Source organism: Pseudomonas sp. ANT_H12B, assembly GCF_008369325.1.
GTDB lineage: Bacteria > Pseudomonadota > Gammaproteobacteria > Pseudomonadales > Pseudomonadaceae > Aquipseudomonas.
The window spans coordinates 26,935-45,542 of sequence record NZ_VOBI01000026.1 but is presented as its reverse complement, the minus strand read 5'-3'; the positions used below and the strand labels follow the sequence as shown (position 1 = coordinate 45,542).

General features: G+C 59.6%; 15 protein-coding genes. 8 read left to right on the top strand and 7 right to left on the bottom strand.

Translation table 11 applies throughout. The annotated features are described in order from the left end of the window. Positions 1 to 118 precede the first annotated feature (118 nt). Positions 119 to 859, bottom strand: coding sequence for a phosphoadenylyl-sulfate reductase (locus tag FQ185_RS27690; RefSeq protein ID WP_149420209.1), 741 nt, complete (start codon positions 857 to 859; stop codon positions 119 to 121). 173 nt (positions 860 to 1,032) lie between these two features. On the opposite strand from FQ185_RS27690, the gene thrH reads away from it, so the two are divergent. Further along, on the top strand, positions 1,033 to 1,650 hold the full coding sequence (gene thrH / locus FQ185_RS27685) for a bifunctional phosphoserine phosphatase/homoserine phosphotransferase ThrH (protein WP_149420208.1): 618 nt from the start codon (positions 1,033 to 1,035) through the stop codon (positions 1,648 to 1,650). A gap of 71 nt (positions 1,651 to 1,721) precedes the next feature. Here the strand turns inward: thrH and pabB are convergent, their stop codons facing one another. The 4 genes from pabB to FQ185_RS27665 form a co-directional block, all read right to left on the bottom strand. Further along, positions 1,722 to 3,059, bottom strand: coding sequence for an aminodeoxychorismate synthase component I (pabB, locus tag FQ185_RS27680; RefSeq protein ID WP_149420207.1), 1,338 nt, complete (start codon positions 3,057 to 3,059; stop codon positions 1,722 to 1,724). Between the two features lie 217 nt (positions 3,060 to 3,276). Then, a complete protein-coding gene (locus tag FQ185_RS27675; RefSeq protein ID WP_149420206.1) occupies positions 3,277 to 4,263 on the bottom strand; it encodes an alpha-L-glutamate ligase-like protein in 987 nt (328 codons plus the stop codon). Continuing rightward, positions 4,263 to 5,798, bottom strand: a complete 1,536-nt coding sequence (locus FQ185_RS27670) for an inactive transglutaminase family protein (RefSeq protein WP_149420205.1) — start codon at positions 5,796 to 5,798, stop codon at positions 4,263 to 4,265. Before FQ185_RS27670 ends, FQ185_RS27675 begins: the two co-directional genes overlap by 1 nt. Before the next feature lie 5 nt (positions 5,799 to 5,803). Then, positions 5,804 to 6,340 carry an ATP-dependent zinc protease gene (locus FQ185_RS27665; RefSeq protein WP_149420204.1) on the bottom strand — a complete coding sequence of 179 codons (537 nt, stop codon included), beginning with the start codon at positions 6,338 to 6,340 and terminating at the stop codon, positions 5,804 to 5,806. Between the two features lie 302 nt (positions 6,341 to 6,642). On the opposite strand from FQ185_RS27665, the gene FQ185_RS27660 reads away from it, so the two are divergent. The 6 genes from FQ185_RS27660 (at position 6,643) to prpD (ending at position 15,169) form a co-directional block, all read left to right on the top strand. Next, positions 6,643 to 7,362 carry a GntR family transcriptional regulator gene (locus FQ185_RS27660; protein ID WP_178113616.1) on the top strand — a complete coding sequence of 240 codons (720 nt, stop codon included), beginning with the start codon at positions 6,643 to 6,645 and terminating at the stop codon, positions 7,360 to 7,362. Continuing rightward, positions 7,359 to 8,249 carry a methylisocitrate lyase gene (gene prpB / locus FQ185_RS27655; RefSeq protein ID WP_149420202.1) on the top strand — a complete coding sequence of 297 codons (891 nt, stop codon included), beginning with the start codon at positions 7,359 to 7,361 and terminating at the stop codon, positions 8,247 to 8,249. The genes FQ185_RS27660 and prpB overlap by 4 nt, the downstream gene beginning before the upstream one ends. A 55-nt stretch (positions 8,250 to 8,304) precedes the next feature. Further along, positions 8,305 to 9,432: a 2-methylcitrate synthase gene (gene prpC, locus FQ185_RS27650; RefSeq protein ID WP_149420201.1), complete on the top strand. Its 1,128-nt coding sequence runs from the start codon at positions 8,305 to 8,307 to the stop codon at positions 9,430 to 9,432. 204 nt (positions 9,433 to 9,636) lie between these two features. After that, the gene (gene acnD / locus FQ185_RS27645) at positions 9,637 to 12,234 is read left to right on the top strand and encodes a Fe/S-dependent 2-methylisocitrate dehydratase AcnD (protein WP_149420200.1); all 2,598 of its coding nucleotides are present in this window, start codon (positions 9,637 to 9,639) and stop codon (positions 12,232 to 12,234) included. 55 nt (positions 12,235 to 12,289) lie between these two features. Continuing rightward, the gene (gene prpF / locus FQ185_RS27640) at positions 12,290 to 13,480 is read left to right on the top strand and encodes a 2-methylaconitate cis-trans isomerase PrpF (RefSeq protein ID WP_149420199.1); all 1,191 of its coding nucleotides are present in this window, start codon (positions 12,290 to 12,292) and stop codon (positions 13,478 to 13,480) included. A gap of 204 nt (positions 13,481 to 13,684) precedes the next feature. Continuing rightward, positions 13,685 to 15,169, top strand: coding sequence for a 2-methylcitrate dehydratase (prpD, locus tag FQ185_RS27630; RefSeq protein WP_149420197.1), 1,485 nt, complete (start codon positions 13,685 to 13,687; stop codon positions 15,167 to 15,169). A gap of 22 nt (positions 15,170 to 15,191) precedes the next feature. Here prpD and FQ185_RS27625 read toward each other — a convergent pair whose 3' ends face one another. Further along, positions 15,192 to 16,079: a DMT family transporter gene (locus FQ185_RS27625; RefSeq protein WP_178113615.1), complete on the bottom strand. Its 888-nt coding sequence runs from the start codon at positions 16,077 to 16,079 to the stop codon at positions 15,192 to 15,194. A 134-nt stretch (positions 16,080 to 16,213) separates the two neighbouring features. On the opposite strand from FQ185_RS27625, the gene FQ185_RS27620 reads away from it, so the two are divergent. After that, a complete protein-coding gene (locus FQ185_RS27620) occupies positions 16,214 to 17,623 on the top strand; it encodes a PLP-dependent aminotransferase family protein (RefSeq protein WP_149420195.1) in 1,410 nt (469 codons plus the stop codon). A gap of 136 nt (positions 17,624 to 17,759) precedes the next feature. Here FQ185_RS27620 and FQ185_RS27615 read toward each other — a convergent pair whose 3' ends face one another. Further along, positions 17,760 to 18,578 carry a pyruvate, water dikinase regulatory protein gene (locus FQ185_RS27615; protein WP_074875012.1) on the bottom strand — a complete coding sequence of 273 codons (819 nt, stop codon included), beginning with the start codon at positions 18,576 to 18,578 and terminating at the stop codon, positions 17,760 to 17,762. Between the last annotated feature and the right edge of the window lie 30 nt (positions 18,579 to 18,608).

The following is an 18,608-nucleotide window of genomic DNA, read 5'->3' as shown; positions in this document are numbered from 1 at the left end:
AAACCTGTGGGAGCGAGCTTGCTCGCGATAACGGTGTATCTGTCGACATGAATGTTGAATGTCAGTCCGCAATCGCGAGCAAGCTCGCTCCCACAGGGGATCTCCACAAGGCTGGAGGTTATGCCTTGGATTTGCTGATGATGTTACCCGCATGCAACCCGCATTCTTTCTGCGTTGCTTCTTCCCACCACCAGCGGCCTTCGCGCTCATGCTGGTTCGGCAACACCGGGCGGGTGCACGGCTCGCAGCCAATGCTGATGAACCCGCGTTCGTGCAGGCTGTTGTACGGCAGCTCGAGCATGCGGATGTAACCCCAGATCTCTTCACTGGTCATTTGTGCCAGCGGGTTGAATTTGTACAGGGTGCGTTCCGGGGTGGAAAACGCGGTGTCGATTTCCAGCACAGCAACGGCGCTGCGGGTGCCGGGGCTCTGGTCCCGACGCTGGCCGGTCGCCCAGGCGGTCACACTCGAAAGCTTGCGCCGCAACGGCTCGATCTTGCGGATGCCGCAGCATTCGCCATGGCCATCCTTGTAGAAGCTGAACAGACCCTTTTCCTTCACGAACGGTTCAAGTTTCGTGTAGTCCGGCGATACCAGTTCGATGTCGATCTTGTAGTGCTCGCGCACCTGATCGATGAAGCGGTACGTCTCGGGGTGCAAGCGGCCGGTGTCGAGGCTGAACACTTTGACGTTCTTGTTCAGCTTCCAGGCCATGTCCACCAGCACCACGTCTTCGGCGCCGCTGAAAGATATCCACAGGTCATCGCCGAACTCGGCGAACGCGAGTTTCAGGATGTCCTGGGCGGATTTATTGGCATAGGTCGTGGCGAGTTCCACGACGTCGAACGTTGGGCTCATCAGGGCGGCTTCCTACAGGTCGGTGGCGCTGGGCGCTCTATATGGGGCTGATGGTAACAAAATCCTGCAGCCGCTGGCGCGCCCTCTGCGTTGCACCCGCCAGTCTGAGTCGCTAGAGTTCGGCAATTCTTTTGCTCGCTCGACTCAATAATCAATACAAATGGGAGTGTCTTGTGGAAATTGCCTGTCTGGATCTTGAAGGTGTACTGGTCCCGGAAATCTGGATCGCCTTCGCTGAAAAAACCGGGATCGAATCCCTGAGGGCTACCACCCGGGACATCCCCGACTACGACGTGCTGATGAAGCAGCGCCTGCGGATTCTCGACGAGCACGGCTTGAAGCTCACCGACATCCAGGAAGTGATCGCTACCCTCAAGCCGCTGGACGGCGCCATCGAGTTCGTCAACTGGCTGCGCGAGCGCTTTCAGGTGGTGATTCTGTCCGACACGTTCTACGAGTTCTCGCAGCCGTTGATGCGTCAACTGGGCTTCCCGACCTTGCTCTGCCATCGTCTGATTACCGATGATGCCGGGCGGGTGACGAGCTATCAGTTGCGTCAGAAAGATCCCAAGCGTCAGTCGGTATTGGCCTTCAAGAGTCTTTACTATCGGGTGATTGCGGCGGGTGATTCCTACAACGACACCACGATGCTGGGCGAGGCGGATGCGGGGATTTTGTTCCATGCGCCGGACAATGTGATTCGCGAGTTTCCGCAATTTCCGGCGGTGCACAGCTTTGAGGACTTGAAGCAAGAGTTCATCAAGGCTTCGAATCGGGCGTTGAGTTTGTAACTACGCTAACTGATCGCGGAGCGTCCCGGGCTGCATTCCCACGCGGAGCGTGGGAACGATCAACGATGCTTTTAGAGGTTTTGCAGGGTATCGAGCAGTACCTTCACCTTGGTGATTGATTCCTGATACTCGGCCTGCCACTCCGAGTCTGCGACAATCCCGCCGCCACCCCAGCAACACACCTGCCCATCCTTGACCAACAAACTGCGAATGGCGATGGAGCTATCCATCTCGCCACGCACATCCAGATACAGCAACGAACCGCAGTACAACCCACGGCGCGTCGGCTCTAGCTCATCAATGATCTGCATCGCGCGGATCTTCGGGGCGCCGGTAATCGAACCACCGGGGAAGCTGCCTGCGATCAGGTCCAGCGCGTCCCGGTCATCCGCCAATTCCCCGGTAACGCAGCTCACCAGGTGGTGCACGTTCGGATAGCTTTCCAGGCTGAACAACTCCGGCACCTGCACCGAACCGACGCGGCACGTACGACCGAGGTCGTTGCGCAGCAGGTCGACGATCATCAGGTTTTCCGCGCGGTCCTTGGGGCTGGCCAGCAGTTCGGCGGCGTTCGCCGCATCTTCGGCGGCGGTGAGACCTCGAGGGCGGGTGCCTTTGATCGGGCGGGTTTCTACATGGCGCTTGCTGACTTTGACGAAACGTTCCGGCGACAGGCTCAGCACCGCGCCGCCGTCAGGCAGGCTCTGGAAACCGGAAAACGGCGTTGGACACGCCGCCCGCAGCGCGCAATAAGCGGCCCACGGATCGCCCTCGCATTGCGCGCGAAAACGCTGGGCAAAGTTGACCTGGTAGCAGTCGCCGGCCTGGATGTACTCCTGAACGCGTTCGAGCGCTTGGCGATAGTCATCAGCGCTCAGGTCGGCATTCATCGGGGCTTTCAACTTGAAAGGCTCGACCGCTTCAACGGCTGGCTGACTGAATAACGCGATCAGACGCTGACGCTCGCTGTCGATCAACGTCGGGTGAAACACCAATTGGCTGGTGGCCAGTTGGTGATCGCTGATCAGTGCCCAGTCGTACAGTCCGAAACGTGCGTCGGGCAATTGCAGGTCGTCTTGCGCCTGACTCGGCAGGTTTTCCAGATGCCGACCGAAGTCGTAGCTCAGGTAACCGATCAAGCCGCCAGCGAAGGGCAGGTCACAAGGAACAGTCGCTTCACCGAGTCGGGTCAGGTTATCGCGCAGGCGTTGCAGGAAATCGCTGCCACTTTCGTCAGGCAATACCGCCAGTTGCTCCAGCGGCCAGGCGCTGAGCATGTCATATCGCCCGCGTTCGGCACTCGGCCGCCCACTGTCGAGCAGCACGGCACCGGAGGCATGACGAATCGCCGCGAAGTACTCGGCGGGGTTGGCGCGATAGGGGAGCGGGTGTACGGAACAGATCAACATGGGCGGGGCAGATCAGCCATCGAGGCGGGGTGGCGATTGTAGTCTCCTCGGGGAATTGCTCCTAGAGGGGATGTCGGAGATTGGCAGATTGGCGGCCATTGATCGTTCCCACGCTCCGCGTGGGAATGCATCCCGTGACGCTCTGCGTCACAGGCGGACGCAGAGCGTCCGTGGCGGCGTTACCACGCGGAGCGTGGGAACGATCAATGCGGGGGGATCAGCCCTCAACCGCAGGAATATGCCCAAACATTTCCTGAACAAACTCAACCCGTTCCTGCACCGTCTCAACAACCCCGCGAGCCTTCAACTCTTCCAGCCGCGCTTCAACCGCATGGGTGCGCAACGTCAGCCCGCAATCATTGGCAATCTGAATGTTCAACCCAGGCCGGGCGTTGAGCTCAAGAATCAGCGGCCCTTTCTCCTGGTCCAGGACCATGTCGACACCGATATAACCCAGCCCGCACAGCTCATAACAGCCCGCGGCGAGTTTCATGAAACCATCCCAGTAGGGCAGTTGCACGCCATCCACCGCGTTGGTGGTGTCCGGGTGTTTGGTGATGATGTTGTTCAGCCACGTGCCGCGCAGGGTCAGGCCGGTGGCGAGGTCTACACCGACGCCGATGGCGCCCTGGTGCAGGTTGGCCTTGCCGCCGGACTGGCGGGTGGGCAGCCGCAGCATGGCCATGACCGGGTAGCCCATCAGCACGATAATCCGGATGTCCGGCACGCCTTCGTAACTGATGCTCTTGAAGATCTGGTCCGGGGTCACGCGGTACTCGATCAGCGCCCGATCCCGGTGACCGCCCAGGGAGTAGAGGCCGGTCAGGATGCTGGAGATATGGTGCTCGATTTCCTCATGGCTGATGATCTTGCCGGACACCGTGCGATAGCGGCCCTCAAAACGGTCGGCAATCACAATGATGCCGTCACCGCCAGCGCCCTGGGCCGGTTTGATCACGAAGTCGTTGCGCCCGCCGATGATGGCGTCGAGGTTGTCGATTTCTTTCTCGGTGGAGATCACGCCATACAGCTCTGGCACATGAATGCCGGCGGCAATGGCGCGCTCTTTGGTGATGATCTTGTCATCGACGATCGGGTACAGGCTGCGCTTGTTGTACTTGAGCACGTAGTCCGCGTTGCGCCGATTGATCCCCATGATGCCCCGGGCTTCCAGGGCCTTCCAGGTCTTCCAGAAGCCGAACATCAGACGTCAGCCTTCTTCAGGAAAGCCTTGAAACGCACCAGTTCGGTCAGGCGGTAGCCGCGATAACGTCCCATCGCCAGCATGAACCCCACCAGTATCAACAGGATCGCCGGGAAGGTGAACACGAAGTACACCAGCTCCGGCACGCTCATGATCAGGTGCGCCAGGGCCGCGGCGAACAGTGTACCGATCGCCACTTTCATGGCGTGGCCGGAACCGCGTTCTTCCCAGGTAATCGACAGGCGTTCGATGGTCATGGTCAGAATCACCATCGGGAACAGCGCCACCGACAACCCGCGTTCCAGACCGAGCTTATGGCTGAACAGGCTGATCGCCGCGATCAGTACCACCACGAACGTCAGCACCACCGACAGCCTCGGCAGCATTTGCAGCTTCAAGTGTTCAAGATAGGAGCGTAGCGACAGGCCCAGCGCCGTGATGACCGTAAACAGCATGATGCCGAAGCCGAGCTGGGTTTCCCGGAATGCCAGGGCGATCAGCACCGGGGTAAACGTACCGAGGGTCTGAATGCCGATCAGGTTGCGCAGGATCAGGATCACCAGCACGCCGATCGGGATCATCACCATGATCATGAAGGTCTGCTGGGTTTGCAGCGGCAGGCCGTACAGCGAGTATTCGAGGAAGTTGGCGTCGGTGTTTTCGTCGGTCAGCTTGGCCAGGCGAATCGCGTTCATTTCGCTGTTGTTCAGGCTGAAGGTCACGTTGGCTTTCTTGCCGCCATCGACGGTGATCAGGTTTTCGTCGCCGGTCCACCACAGCAGGCGGTCGGTCGGCAGGCCCTGTTCACCGGTTTCCGGGTTGAAGTACAGCCAGTCGGTGCCGTTGAAACTGCGCAGCCAGAGCTCCGGCATTTGCGGCTGGTCGGCTACCAGACGAATGGTGTGGACCTTTTCCACCGGCACGTGCGCGATGGACAGCACCAATTCGACGATTTTTGCCTTGTGCCCGGGGGACGGATCGCCGCCCAGCAGCAGTTTCACGTTGTCGTCGTTGAGATTGTTGACACGTTTGATGGCTTCGCCGATGAAGGTTTCGACGTCGGCCGAGTGCTGGCGGATCGGTGCGAGCAGGGCTTCGGCGGCGACTTTTTCCGCGCCTTCGACGGCGATGCTGTCGCGGAAGGTCGGCCCTTTGACCTTGGATTTCTCACCGGTGTAGCGCTTGGTCAATACCAGGCGGTAATAAAGCGTTTGATTGCCCTTGGCCCGACGTGCCGACCAGGTGACTTTGCGGTTGCCGTCGACACGGTTCACGGCCACGCCGTAGTTATTGGAAATGAAGCTCTCGTTGAGGCTGACGTAATCGCGGCTCAGCGGCGGCACGAACATCTGGATCTTGACCGGGTCCTTGGTACTGGCGACGAACTCGACTTTGGCGTCGATGTTCCACAAATCGTCGGTGGCGTCTTCGGTCACAGGGATGCCGAGCACGAAGATCTGATAGGCCGTGACTGAAATACCCAGCACCACCAAGATGGCGATCAGGAATTTCAGGTGGAGGGTAAGAGAGCGCATTGGAATTACTCTGCGGTATGTGCGTCGGTGGCGCAGGCGGGTTTGCCAGCAGCGTATTTAAGGCTGGGGTCGACCAGCGCATCGAAGCGTTTCAGCGCTTCGGAGCCGATCAGGAGCGGGTATTGGAAGGCGCTGCGGTCGGTCAAGTTCACTTCGATACTGCGTAAAGCCGAACCCATGCAGATATTCAGCTCGATCACCGGACGGGCGGTGTACTTCTTGCCTTCGTCCGGGTCGTAGTCGCCGGCCCGGCGTTTGATCTTGCTGACGCGGGCCAGTGGCCGTTCGATCGGGTGCGAGTGCGCAGCGTCGATGGCCAGATAGAAGCGCACCCAGGACTCGCCATTGCGTTTGAAGCGTTTGATGTCACGGGCGCTTAAAGAGGCGGTTTTCGCCCCGGTGTCGAGTTTGGCAGCAACTTCAAGGTCGATGCCGTTCAGGGAAGCGTATTCATTGAGGCCGTATACGGTCTTTTCCCCCGCCGCGGCGACACCGGGCAGGCAAAGTAAATAAAGGAATACGGGGAAGGGCTTGAGTCTCATAAATCCTGGTGCGCGGCGGTCCGTGTTTCGATTCAAGGCCCTGGCATCGCTGCGCAAGCTCCCTCGTATGCCTATCAACTGTTTATGACAAGCCGTGCAGATGTCACAGACAAATGCGGGCGGCATTCTAGCACGGTGGTTTTGTGGCGCCACCGCTGGCAGGCGGCTATAAACAATGATGCTGCGTCGTTATGGTGCAGTCGGTTATTAGACGATTGTCGACAATACCTAATTATCCTTTGACTAAAAGGCCTGTATTCGTTAGTTTTTTCGGCATCAGCTTTCAAGGTGTCGACAATATGCTGGATCAACTCGATCCCCCGGTCATTGCGCAAGACGATTCGGAGACGCTTTCCGAGAATGTCTTCCGGCGTATTCAGGCGGCCATCGTCAAGGGCGAGATCGCCCCGGGCAGCAAGATCTCCGAGCCGGAACTGGCGCGCACTTATGGCATCAGCCGCGGGCCGCTGCGTGAGGCGATCCACCGTCTGGAAGGCCAGCGCCTGCTGGTTCGCGTACCGCACGTCGGGGCGCGGGTGGTTTCGTTGAGCCATGCCGAGCTGCTGGAACTCTACGAAATCCGCGAATCCCTCGAAGGCATGGCCTGCCGTCTGGCGGCCGAGCGCATGACCCTCGAAGAAATCGACGAACTGCGCCGGGTCCTCGAAACCCATGAGCGCGACGCCGCGTTCCAGGCCGGTGTCGGTTACTACCAGCAGGAAGGCGATTTCGACTTTCATTACCGAATCATCCAGGGCAGCGGCAACCGCACCCTGACCCAGATGCTCTGCGGCGAGCTCTATCAATTGGTGCGCATGTACCGCATCCAGTTTTCCACCACGCCCAATCGTCCGCGTCAGGCGTTTGCCGAGCACCACCGAATTCTCGATGCCATCGCCGACCGTGACGGTGAACTGGCCGAGTTGTTGATGCGCCGCCACATCGGCGCCTCCAAACGCAATATCGCCCGTCACTATCAGGACGGCGCTAATAAGACAGCCACTGAACGAGGTGAGTCATGAGTTTGAACAAGAGCACTCCAGGCCAGCGTTTCCGCGATGCGGTCGCCAGCGAACATCCGCTGCAAGTGGTCGGCGCGATCAACGCCAACCACGCGCTGCTGGCCAAGCGCGCCGGTTTCAAGGCTATTTACCTGTCTGGTGGCGGGGTGGCTGCCGGCTCCCTCGGCGTGCCGGACCTGGGCATCACCGGCCTGGATGACGTGCTGACCGACGTGCGCCGCATTACCGACGTTTGCGACCTGCCGCTGTTGGTGGACGTGGACACCGGTTTCGGTTCCTCGGCGTTCAACGTGGCCCGTACCGTCAAGTCGATGATCAAGTTCGGCGCGGCGGCGATTCACATCGAAGACCAGGTCGGCGCCAAGCGCTGCGGTCACCGTCCTAATAAAGAGATCGTGTCCCTGCAGGAAATGGTCGATCGGATCAAGGCTGCTGTTGATGCGCGCACCGATGACAGCTTCGTGATCATGGCCCGTACCGACGCCCTCGCAGTGGAAGGTCTGGAATCCGCTTTGGATCGCGCCGCCGCGTGCATCGAGGCCGGCGCCGACATGATCTTCCCGGAAGCCATCACCGAACTGGACATGTACAAGCTGTTCGCCAGCCGCGTGAAAGCCCCGATTCTGGCCAACATCACCGAATTCGGCGCGACGCCGCTGTACACCACCGAGCAACTCGCCGCCGCCGATGTGTCCCTGGTGCTATACCCATTGTCCGCGTTCCGTGCCATGAACAAGGCTGCGGAAAACGTCTACACCGCGATCCGCCGCGACGGTACGCAACAGAACGTCATCGATACCATGCAGACCCGCATGGAGCTTTACGATCGCATCGACTACCACACCTTCGAGCAGAAGCTCGATGCGTTGTTTGCCGCGAAGAAGTAAGTCGCGACTCCTACAACTTGCAGATTCCCTAACAAATTCAAGATTGGAGACAGCAATGGCCGAAGCAAAAGTACTCAGTGGCGCCGGGCTCCGTGGCCAGGTTGCCGGGCAAACCGCACTGTCCACCGTGGGTCAGTCGGGCGCAGGCCTGACCTATCGCGGCTACGACGTTCGTGAACTGGCGGCTGACGCACAGTTCGAAGAAGTGGCCTACCTGCTGCTTTACGGTGAACTGCCGACCAACACCCAACTCGCCGCTTACATCAGCAAACTGAGCAAGCTGCGCGACCTGCCGCAAGCGCTGAAAGAAGTGCTGGAACGCATCCCCGCCGACGCCCACCCGATGGACGTGATGCGCACCGGTTGCTCGTTCCTGGGCAACATCGAACCGGAGAAAGACTTCTCCGAACAACACGACGTGACTGACCGTCTGCTGGCCGCGTTCCCGGCGATCATGTGCTACTGGTATCGCTTCAGCCATGACGGCAAGCGCATCAGCTGCGTGAGCGACGAACAATCCATCGGCGGCCACTTCCTGCACCTGCTGCACGACAAGAAGCCGAGCGAGTTGCACGTCAAAGTGATGAACGTTTCGCTGATCCTCTACGCGGAACACGAGTTCAACGCCTCGACGTTCACCGCACGGGTTTGCGCTTCGACCCTGTCGGACATGTATTCCTGCGTCACGGCGGCCATTGGTTCGCTGCGTGGTCCGCTGCATGGCGGCGCCAACGAAGCGGCAATGGAAATGATCGAGCGCTTCAGCTCGCCGGAAGAGGCGATCAAAGGCACCCTCGGCATGCTCGAGCGCAAGGACAAGATCATGGGCTTCGGTCACGCGATCTATAAGGACAACGACCCGCGCAACGAGGTGATCAAGGGCTGGTCGAAAAAACTTGCCGACGAAGTGGGTGACACGGTGCTGTTCCCGGTTTCCGAAGCCATCGACAAGACCATGTGGGAACAGAAGAAACTGTTCCCGAACGCCGACTTCTACCATGCGTCGACGTACCACTTCATGGGCATTCCGACCAAGTTGTTCACGCCGATTTTCGTCTGCTCGCGCCTGACCGGCTGGGCAGCGCATGTGTTTGAACAGCGTGCCAACAACCGCATCATCCGCCCGAGCGCCGAGTACGTCGGCGTCGAACAGCGCAAGTTCGTGCCAATCGAACAACGCTGACCGGGAGGGCACTGACGCTGGTTACTGAAGGAACCGGAAACCCTGTGGGAGCGAGCCTGCTCGCGATGACGGACTGACATTCAACATCAATGTCGACTGATACACCGCTATCGCGAGCAGGCTCGCTCCCACAGTGGAATGTGTTTACTTCAAGTCCGCGCCGGGTGCCCCACCTTCTGAAATTACCGTGACCGAGTCCTGACGATGAACACTGAATTCCGCAAACCGCTGCCCGGCAGCCATCTGGATTACTTCGACGTCCGTGCGGCTGTCGAAGCCATCCAGCCCGGCGCCTACGACACTCTGCCGTACACCTCCCGCGTGCTGGCGGAAAACCTGGTGCGTCGCTGCGACCCGGCCACGCTCATCGATTCCCTGAAGCAATTCATCGAGCGCAAGCGCGACCTCGACTTCCCGTGGTTCCCGGCACGTGTGGTGTGCCACGACATTCTCGGCCAGACCGCGCTGGTCGACCTCGCCGGCCTGCGCGACGCCATCGCCTTGCAAGGTGGCGACCCGGCGCAAGTGAATCCGGTGGTGCCGACGCAACTGATCGTCGACCACTCCCTGGCCGTCGAGCGCGGTGGCTTCGATCCGGAGGCGTTCGAGAAGAACCGCGCCATCGAAGACCGTCGCAACGAAGACCGTTTCCACTTCATCAACTGGACCAAGAAGGCGTTCAAGAACGTCGACGTGATCCCGCCGGGCAACGGCATCATGCACCAGATCAACCTGGAGAAAATGTCTCCGGTGATCCAGGTGCGCGACGGCGTGGCGTTCCCCGACACCTGCGTCGGCACCGACAGCCACACCCCGCACGTCGATGCACTGGGCGTGATCGCCATCGGTGTCGGCGGCCTGGAAGCGGAAAGCGTGATGCTTGGCCGTGCGTCGTGGATGCGACTGCCGGAAAGCGTTGGCGTCGAACTGACCGGCAAGCTGCAACCGGGCATCACCGCCACCGACATGGTGCTGGCGCTGACCGAGTTCCTGCGCAAACAGAAAGTCGTTGGCGCATGGCTGGAATTCTTCGGCGAAGGTGCATCAAAGCTGACCCTCGGCGACCGTGCGACCATCTCCAACATGGCCCCGGAATACGGCGCCACCGCGGCGATGTTCTACATCGACCAGCAAACCATCGACTATCTGAAACTCACCGGCCGTGAAGACGAGCAGGTGCAGTTGGTCGAGAGCTACGCCAAGCAGACCGGCCTCTGGGCTGACAGTTTGAAGAATGCACAATATGAGCGCGGGTTGACCTTCAACCTGTCTTCGGTAGTGCGCAACATGGCCGGCCCGAGCAACCCGCACGCTCGCGTTGCGACCTCGGATCTCGCCGCCCAAGGCATCTCCGGTCAGTGGACCGAAGTGCCCGGCCAGATGCCGGACGGCGCAGTGATCATCGCTGCGATTACCAGCTGCACCAACACCAGCAACCCGCGCAACGTCATCGCCGCCGGCCTGCTGGCGCGCAATGCCAACAAGCTCGGATTGACCCGCAAGCCTTGGGTCAAATCGTCCCTGGCACCGGGTTCGAAAACCGTCGCGTTGTACCTCGACGAGGCCGGCCTCACCAGCGAACTGGAGCAACTCGGTTTCGGCATCGTCGCCTTCGCCTGCACCACTTGCAACGGCATGTCCGGCGCGCTGGACCCGGTGATCCAGCAAGAGATCATCGACCGTGACCTGTACGCCACCGCTGTGCTGTCGGGCAACCGCAACTTCGACGGCCGGATTCACCCGTACGCCAAAAACGCCTTCCTCGCTTCGCCGCCGTTGGTGGTTGCTTACGCGATCGCCGGCACCATCCGTTTCGATATCGAAAAAGATGTGCTGGGTCTGGACACCGAGGGCAAGGAAATCCGCCTGAAAGACATCTGGCCGAGCGACGAAGAAATCGACGCAGTGGTCAAGGCATCGGTCAAACCTGAGCAGTTCCGTCAGGTCTACATCCCGATGTTCGCCATCCATGAAGACACTGGTCCGAAAGTCACGCCGCTGTACGACTGGCGCGAGATGAGCACCTACATCCGCCGTCCGCCGTACTGGGAAGGCGCGCTGGCCGGGGCTCGTCCGCTCAAGGGTATGCGCCCATTGGCAGTGCTGCCGGACAACATCACCACCGATCACTTGTCGCCATCGAACGCCATCATGCTCGACAGCGCCGCCGGCGAATACCTGGCGAAAATGGGCTTGCCGGAAGAGGACTTCAACTCTTACGCGACTCATAGGGGTGATCATTTGACTGCGCAGCGCGCAACCTTCGCCAACCCGAAACTGTTCAACGAAATGGTTCAGGAAAACGGCAAGGTCAAACAGGGTTCGCTGGCTCGCGTCGAGCCGGAAGGCAAAGTGATGCGCATGTGGGAAGCCATCGAAACCTACATGGAACGCAAGCAGCCGCTGATCATCATCGCCGGCGCCGACTACGGTCAGGGTTCGTCCCGCGACTGGGCGGCCAAAGGCGTGCGTCTGGCGGGTGTGGAAGCGATTGCAGCCGAAGGCTTCGAGCGCATTCACCGCACCAATCTGGTGGGCATGGGCGTGTTGCCGCTGGAGTTCAAACCGGGCACCGACCGCCACACCCTGGCCATCGATGGCAGCGAAACCTACGACGTGATCGGTGAGCGCACCCCGCGTGCCGAGCTGACGCTGGTGATCAACCGCAAGAACGGCGAACGCGTCGAAGTGCCAGTGACCTGCCGCCTCGACACCGCCGAAGAAGTGTCGATCTATGAAGCCGGCGGCGTGCTGCAACGCTTCGCTCAGGACTTCCTCGAAGAATCGGCGGTTGCCGTTTAACACACGCTGTGCGGGCACGGGACTTTAAGTCCCGTGTCTGCTTATAGGGAACACTATGGCTCACGCACCTCAAATCAAAATCGCCGCCACCTACATGCGCGGCGGCACCAGCAAAGGCGTGTTCTTCAGCCTGAAGGACCTGCCGGAAGCTGCACAGGTTCCAGGCCCGGCGCGCGATGCTTTGTTGCTGCGCGTGATTGGCAGTCCCGACCCGTACGACAAACAAATCGACGGCATGGGCGGCGCGACCTCCAGCACCAGCAAAACCGTGATCCTGTCGAAAAGCACCAAGGCCGATCACGACGTCGACTATTTATTCGGTCAGGTGTCCATCGACAAGCCTTTCGTCGATTGGAGCGGCAACTGCGGCAACCTGTCGGCGGCGGTCGGTTCGTTTGCCATCAGCAATGGTTTGGTGGACGCCAGCCGCATTCCGCAGAACGGCGTTGCCGTGGTTCGCGTGTGGCAGGCCAACATCGGCAAGACCATCATCGCCCACGTGCCAATCACCAACGGTGAAGTGCAGGAAACCGGCGATTTCGAACTCGACGGCGTGACCTTTCCGGCCGCTGAAGTGCAGGTCGAATTCATGGACCCGGCGGCGGACGAAGAGGGTGAAGGGGGTTCGATGTTCCCTACCGGCAACCTGGTGGATGATCTGGAAGTGCCCGGTGTCGGAACCTTCAAGGCGACCATGATCAATGCCGGCATCCCGACCATCTTCGTCAACGCTGAGGACATCGGTTACACCGGTACCGAGTTGCAAGGCGCGATCAACAGCGACCCGAAAGCGTTGCTGATGTTTGAAACCATTCGGGCTTACGGCGCATTGCGCATGGGCCTGATCAAGGATCTGGACGAAGCGGCCAAGCGTCAGCACACGCCTAAGGTTGCCTTTGTGGCCAAGCCTGCGGACTACGTTGCTTCGAGTGGCAAAGCGATTGCGGCGGGTGATGTCGATCTGCTGGTGCGGGCGCTGTCCATGGGCAAATTGCACCACGCGATGATGGGCACGGCGGCGGTGGCTATCGGTACGGCGGCGGCGATTTCCGGCACGCTGGTGAACCTCGCGGCGGGCGGCATCGAGCGCAATGCCGTGCGCTTCGGGCATCCGTCCGGCACGTTGCGCGTGGGTGCTGAAGCCAGCCAGGTGAACGGTGAATGGACCGTGAACAAAGCCATCATGAGCCGCAGTGCGCGGGTGTTGATGGAAGGGTTTGTTCGCGTGCCGGGCGATTCGTTCTAAACCACACGCCAAACCACTGTGGGAGCGAGCCTGCTCGCGATGACGGACTGACATCCAGCATTGATGTCGACTGAAACACCGCCATCGCGAGCAGGCTCGCTCCCACAGTTTTGATGGCATTACCAAAATAAGAGTCTTGTAACTGACTGAGATTTACCCTGAACCGAGGTCCCATCAACGAACCACTTCAAGAGTGAATCGAACATGAGCACCAACGTCGACCAGAACAACCGCCCCGACTACGACACGGTCCTGCAGGACATTGCCGACTACGTCCTCAATTTCAAGATCCAATCCGCCGAAGCCCTCGACACCGCGCGCAACTGCCTGATGGACACGTTGGGCTGTGGCCTGCTGGCCCTGCGCTTCCCCGAATGCACCAAACACCTGGGTCCCATGGTCGAAGGCACCGTCGTCCCGTTCGGCGCGCGCGTCCCAGGCACCCGTTATCGCCTCGACCCGGTCAAGGCTGCGTGGGACATCGGCTGCATCGTTCGCTGGCTCGACTACAACGACACCTGGCTCGCGGCCGAATGGGGCCATCCGTCCGATAATCTTGGCGGCATACTCGCGGTGGCCGACTATCTGTCGCAAAAACGCCTGGCCAACGGTGACGCACCGCTGACCCTTCGCGCCGTGCTCGAAGCCATGATCATGGCCCACGAGATTCAAGGCGTCATCGCGCTGGAAAATTCCTTCAATCGTGTAGGCCTCGATCACGTGATCCTGGTGAAAGTCGCCTCGACCGCTGTCACCGCCAAGCTCATGGGCGCCAATCGCGAGCAACTGCTGTCAGCGTTATCCCACGCTTTTGCCGACGGACAAGCGTTGCGCACTTACCGCCATGCACCGAATGCCGGGTCACGAAAATCCTGGGCCGCAGGCGACGCGTCCAGCCGTGGCGTGCGTTTGGCGGACATCGCAATGCGTGGCGAAATGGGCGTCCCCGGCGTATTGACCGCCAAACAATGGGGCTTCTACGACGTGTTGTTCAGCCACACCAACAACAATCTCGCGCTCAAGCCTGGAGACAAACGCACGTTCAGCTTCTCCCGGCCGTACGGCAGCTACGTGATGGAAAACGTACTGTTCAAGATCAGCTTCCCCGCCGAATTCCACGCGCAAACCGCTTGCGAAGCGGCAGTGGCCCTGCACCCGCAGGTCAGAAATCGTCTGCACGAAATCGCCAAAATCGTCATCACGACTCACCAATCGGCGATCCGCATCATCTCCAAGGTCGGCCCGCTGGCCAACGCCGCGGATCGTGATCACTGCATTCAGTACATGACCGCCGTGCCGCTGGCGTTCGGCAATCTGGTGGCCGAGCAGTACGAGGACGACTTCCACGCGGCGCATCCGATCATCGATGTGCTGCGCGAAAAAATGGTCATCGTCGAAGAGCCGCGCTACACCCGCGAATACCTGGAAGCCGACAAGCGCTCCATCGCCAATGCGATTCAGGTGTTCTTCAAGGATGGTTCCAGCACTGAGAACGTGGCGGTGGAATACCCGATCGGCCATCGTCGGCGCCGCACCGATGGCATCCCGTTGCTGGAAGACAAGTTCAAGGCCAACCTCGCGACGCGCTTCACCGTCCAGCGCAGCGCCGAGATTTTTGCCTTGTGCAAGGATCAGGCTGCGCTGGAAGCGACACCGGTGAATCGGTTTGTGGATTTGTTTGTGATCTGACGGCGTTCTGCGGGGTTGCCGTTCAGCCTTTGAACCACTTTCCCACTGGCAATTTGGTGATGGCAAACCCCGTTAGCAAAATGGCGGAATACACCATCAGTTCCCGGGACAGGGCTTGCCCTTCGTACCAGGCGCCGATGACGACCGCGAACACCGGGAAAATGATGAACACGAACGACAGAATGATCGGACTCAGCCGTTTGAGCAGCAAAAAGTAAACGATAAATCCACCCACCGACGCCACCAGTCCCAAATAGAGCAGGGCACTCCACGACCGCGCGGTAATGTCAGAGAACGCCGGCGCCTCAATGCTCAACCCCGCGCCAAACAGCATCAACCCGGCGATGCCGATCGGCAGTGTGTTGTAGGTGATCACACTGATAGTGCTGCCGTGCTTCTTGGTCACCACGTAACACAACGCATGCATCACGGCCGCGCAAAGGATCGCCAGCACTCCGAACAATTCGGCATGGTCCAGATGCAATCCCTGGCTGCGGATAATCATGAACAGACTGGCGAAGCCGATGGCGATGCCGAGTACTTGCGAGGGGTAGATTTTCTCTCGCAGGAACAGCGCAGAAAACATCAGGATGAACACCGGCATGCAGCTGAACAGCAGCGCCGTCAGACCGGACGAAACGTGCATCTCCCCGTAGTTGAGCAAGTAGTACGGCAGGCTGAAATACGACAGCGTGACGAACACAAAAAACCAGCGATTTTCCTTGGGAAACAGCAGTGGCTCGCGGCGCAACAGGGCGAAGCTGAGGAACAGCGGGAAGGCGATCAGGAACCTCAGGCCGGCGGCGGTCAGTGGCGGCACGCTTTCAACGGCAATTTTTATCCCCAGCCACGTCGTGCCCCAGCTCAGGCAAACGATCAGAAACAACATGCTGGTGACCAGTGCGGCCAACCAGGGTTTTCGAACGCTTGAAGACGTACTGATGGCGATGGACATGATCGAACTCCTGTCGTCTGAATTGACCTGTTCGTTGAATAGGTCTATTCCTGATTGAACCTGTTTACAGCACGCTATTCGGGACGTTAATGACTGTCAAAGTAAGTATTGCCATGGTGTCAATCCTGCGCGACGGCCTCGCCAATGGCTTGGGCGTGAAGTACAAACGCCTCGCCACTGCTGTGGAAAAAGGCATCGCCGAGGGTCTGATCGAGCCGGGCAGTAAATTGCCACCGCATCGATTACTGGCCGACAGCCTGGGCGTCACCATTGGCACCATCAGTCGCGCATATGGCGAACTGGAGCGTGTGGGATTAGTGGTCGCTCGTGTAGGAGACGGCACTTATGTGCGTCAGCGCGGGATGGAACGCCCGCGCGACGCTGGTTTTCGCAACGTCAGCGATGAGCCGCAGGCGTTTTTTGACATGAGCCGCAACCAACCGATACCGGGGCAGGAGGCGGTCTTTTTGAGCCAGAGCCTGCAAGCGTTGTCCCTTGATTCTGAATCCTTGCAGCACATCAGCGGCTACACCGCCGAGGCCGGATTGCTGCGCTACCGTACGGCTGGCGCTCACTGGCTGCGGCACAAAGAGTTCGCTCCGAACGCCGATCAGATCGTTTGCGTGGATGGCGGCCAGCACGGCCTGTTATGTGCCTTGATGGGGTTACTCAAGGCTGGCGATACCGTGGTGACCGAACACTTGACCTACCCGGGACTGATCAGCGTCGCACGCCTGCTGGGGATAAAACTCATCGGTGCGCCGATGGATGACGAAGGACTATTGCCGTCGGCGCTGGAGGACATTTGCCGTCAGCATCGTGTGTCCGCGCTGTATTGCACGCCGACGATCCAGAATCCTACGGCGGCGGTGATGTCGGTCGCACGACGCGAGGCGATCGCCGAATTGTGTCGGCAGCACAATTTATTGATTTTCGAAGACGAAGCCCATGCCGTATTGGCGCAACAGCGCCCGTTACCGCTCAGCCATTTGGCACCGGAGCGATCGGTGCTGATCGGCAGCCTGAGCAAGGCGGTATCGGCTGGCTTGCGGGTCGGGTATCTGCATGCGCCGCAACCGTTGGTCGGTCGCTTGAGCGCAGCCGTGCGCGGGACGTGCTGGATGGCCAGCCCGCTGGCGCTGGAGGTGGCGAGCCTGTGGATAGAAAACGGAATTGCCGAGCAGTTGCTGGGACAGCAGATTGTTGAGATCAGTCGGCGCAAGGCGTTGGTCAGTGGGTTGTTGGAGGGTTTGGCGTACAAAACCCATCCCAATAGCCCGCACTTCTGGATCGAAGTCCCCGAACCGTGGCGGGCGTCGCAGATTGCGGCGGAGCTCAAGGAGAATAATTATCTGATCGCTACCGTCGAGGCGTTTGCGGTCGGGCATGGGGCGGTGCCGCAGTTCATCAGGGCGAGTGTGTGTAATTCGGCGGGGGATGATCGGTTATTGCTTCAAGGGTTTGAAGCGTTGGCGGGGGCATTAACTGAAACCGTGTAATCGTTCTTCGCGAGCAGGCTCGCTCCCACAGGGGATTTCCGTCGTACACAAATGTCGTGTCCACTGAAGGTCCCTGTGGAAGCGGGCTTGCTCCGGGCGGCGTTCCGACGATAGCGGTGTGCCTGTCGCCAAAAAACTACTTGAACCGCCGCTCCACACCTTTCTCCACAAGGATCTTCGCCGAGATCTCTTCCACCGAAAAATGCGTGGAATTGATGTGCGGGATGTTCTCGCGACGAAACAGGTTCTCCACCTCGCGCACTTCGAATTCGCACTGGGCGTAGCTCGAATAGCGGCTGTTGGGTTTGCGTTCGTTGCGGATCGCGGTGAGGCGGTCCGGGTCGATGGTCAGGCCGAACAGTTTGTGCTGGTGGGCACGCAGGGTTGCTGGCAATTGCAGGCGTTCCATGTCGTCTTCGGTCAGCGGATAGTTGGCCGCGCGGATGCCGAATTGCATGGCCATGTACAGGCACGTCGGCGTCTTACCACAACGCGACACGCCCACTAGAATCAAGTCCGCCTTGTCGTAATAATGCGTGCGCGCACCGTCGTCGTTGTCGAGGGCGAAGTTGACCGCCTCGATGCGCTCCATGTAATTGGAGTTGCTGCCAATCGAGTGGGACTTGCCGACAGTGTAGGAAGAATGCTCGGTCAATTCCTGTTCGAGAGGGGCCAGGAAGGTCGAGAAAATGTCGATCATGAAACCATTGGACGTTGCGAGGATCTCACGGATGTCCTGGTTGACAATGGTGTCGAAGATGATCGGCCGAAAGCCGTCGGTTTCGGCGGCTTTGTTGATTTGTTGTACCATGGCCCGCGCTTTATCCGCGTTGTCGATGTATGGCCGCGTGAATTTGCTGAAGGTAATGTTTTCGAACTGCGCCAGGAGGCTTTGGCCGAGGGTCTCGGCTGTGATGCCGGTGCCGTCGGAAATAAAGAAAGCAGATCGTTTCATTTGCACCTTGGGCCTTAAGCTAGTTACGAA

Bases quoted from the DNA above. Each gene is read 5' to 3' on its own strand.
- FQ185_RS27690 (WP_149420209.1), bottom strand. From the start codon at position 859: ATGAGCCCAACGTTCGACGTCGTGGAACTCGCCACGACCTATGCCAAT.
- pabB (WP_149420207.1), bottom strand. From the start codon at position 3,059: ATGTTGATCTGTTCCGTACACCCGCTCCCCTATCGCGCCAACCCCGCC.
- FQ185_RS27675 (WP_149420206.1), bottom strand. From the start codon at position 4,263: ATGTTCGGCTTCTGGAAGACCTGGAAGGCCCTGGAAGCCCGGGGCATC.
- FQ185_RS27670 (WP_149420205.1), bottom strand. From the start codon at position 5,798: ATGCGCTCTCTTACCCTCCACCTGAAATTCCTGATCGCCATCTTGGTG.
- FQ185_RS27665 (WP_149420204.1), bottom strand. From the start codon at position 6,340: ATGAGACTCAAGCCCTTCCCCGTATTCCTTTATTTACTTTGCCTGCCC.
- prpB (WP_149420202.1), top strand. From the start codon at position 7,359: ATGAGTTTGAACAAGAGCACTCCAGGCCAGCGTTTCCGCGATGCGGTC.
- prpC (WP_149420201.1), top strand. From the start codon at position 8,305: ATGGCCGAAGCAAAAGTACTCAGTGGCGCCGGGCTCCGTGGCCAGGTT.
- acnD (WP_149420200.1), top strand. From the start codon at position 9,637: ATGAACACTGAATTCCGCAAACCGCTGCCCGGCAGCCATCTGGATTAC.
- prpF (WP_149420199.1), top strand. From the start codon at position 12,290: ATGGCTCACGCACCTCAAATCAAAATCGCCGCCACCTACATGCGCGGC.
- prpD (WP_149420197.1), top strand. From the start codon at position 13,685: ATGAGCACCAACGTCGACCAGAACAACCGCCCCGACTACGACACGGTC.
- FQ185_RS27620 (WP_149420195.1), top strand. From the start codon at position 16,214: ATGACTGTCAAAGTAAGTATTGCCATGGTGTCAATCCTGCGCGACGGC.
- FQ185_RS27615 (WP_074875012.1), bottom strand. From the start codon at position 18,578: ATGAAACGATCTGCTTTCTTTATTTCCGACGGCACCGGCATCACAGCC.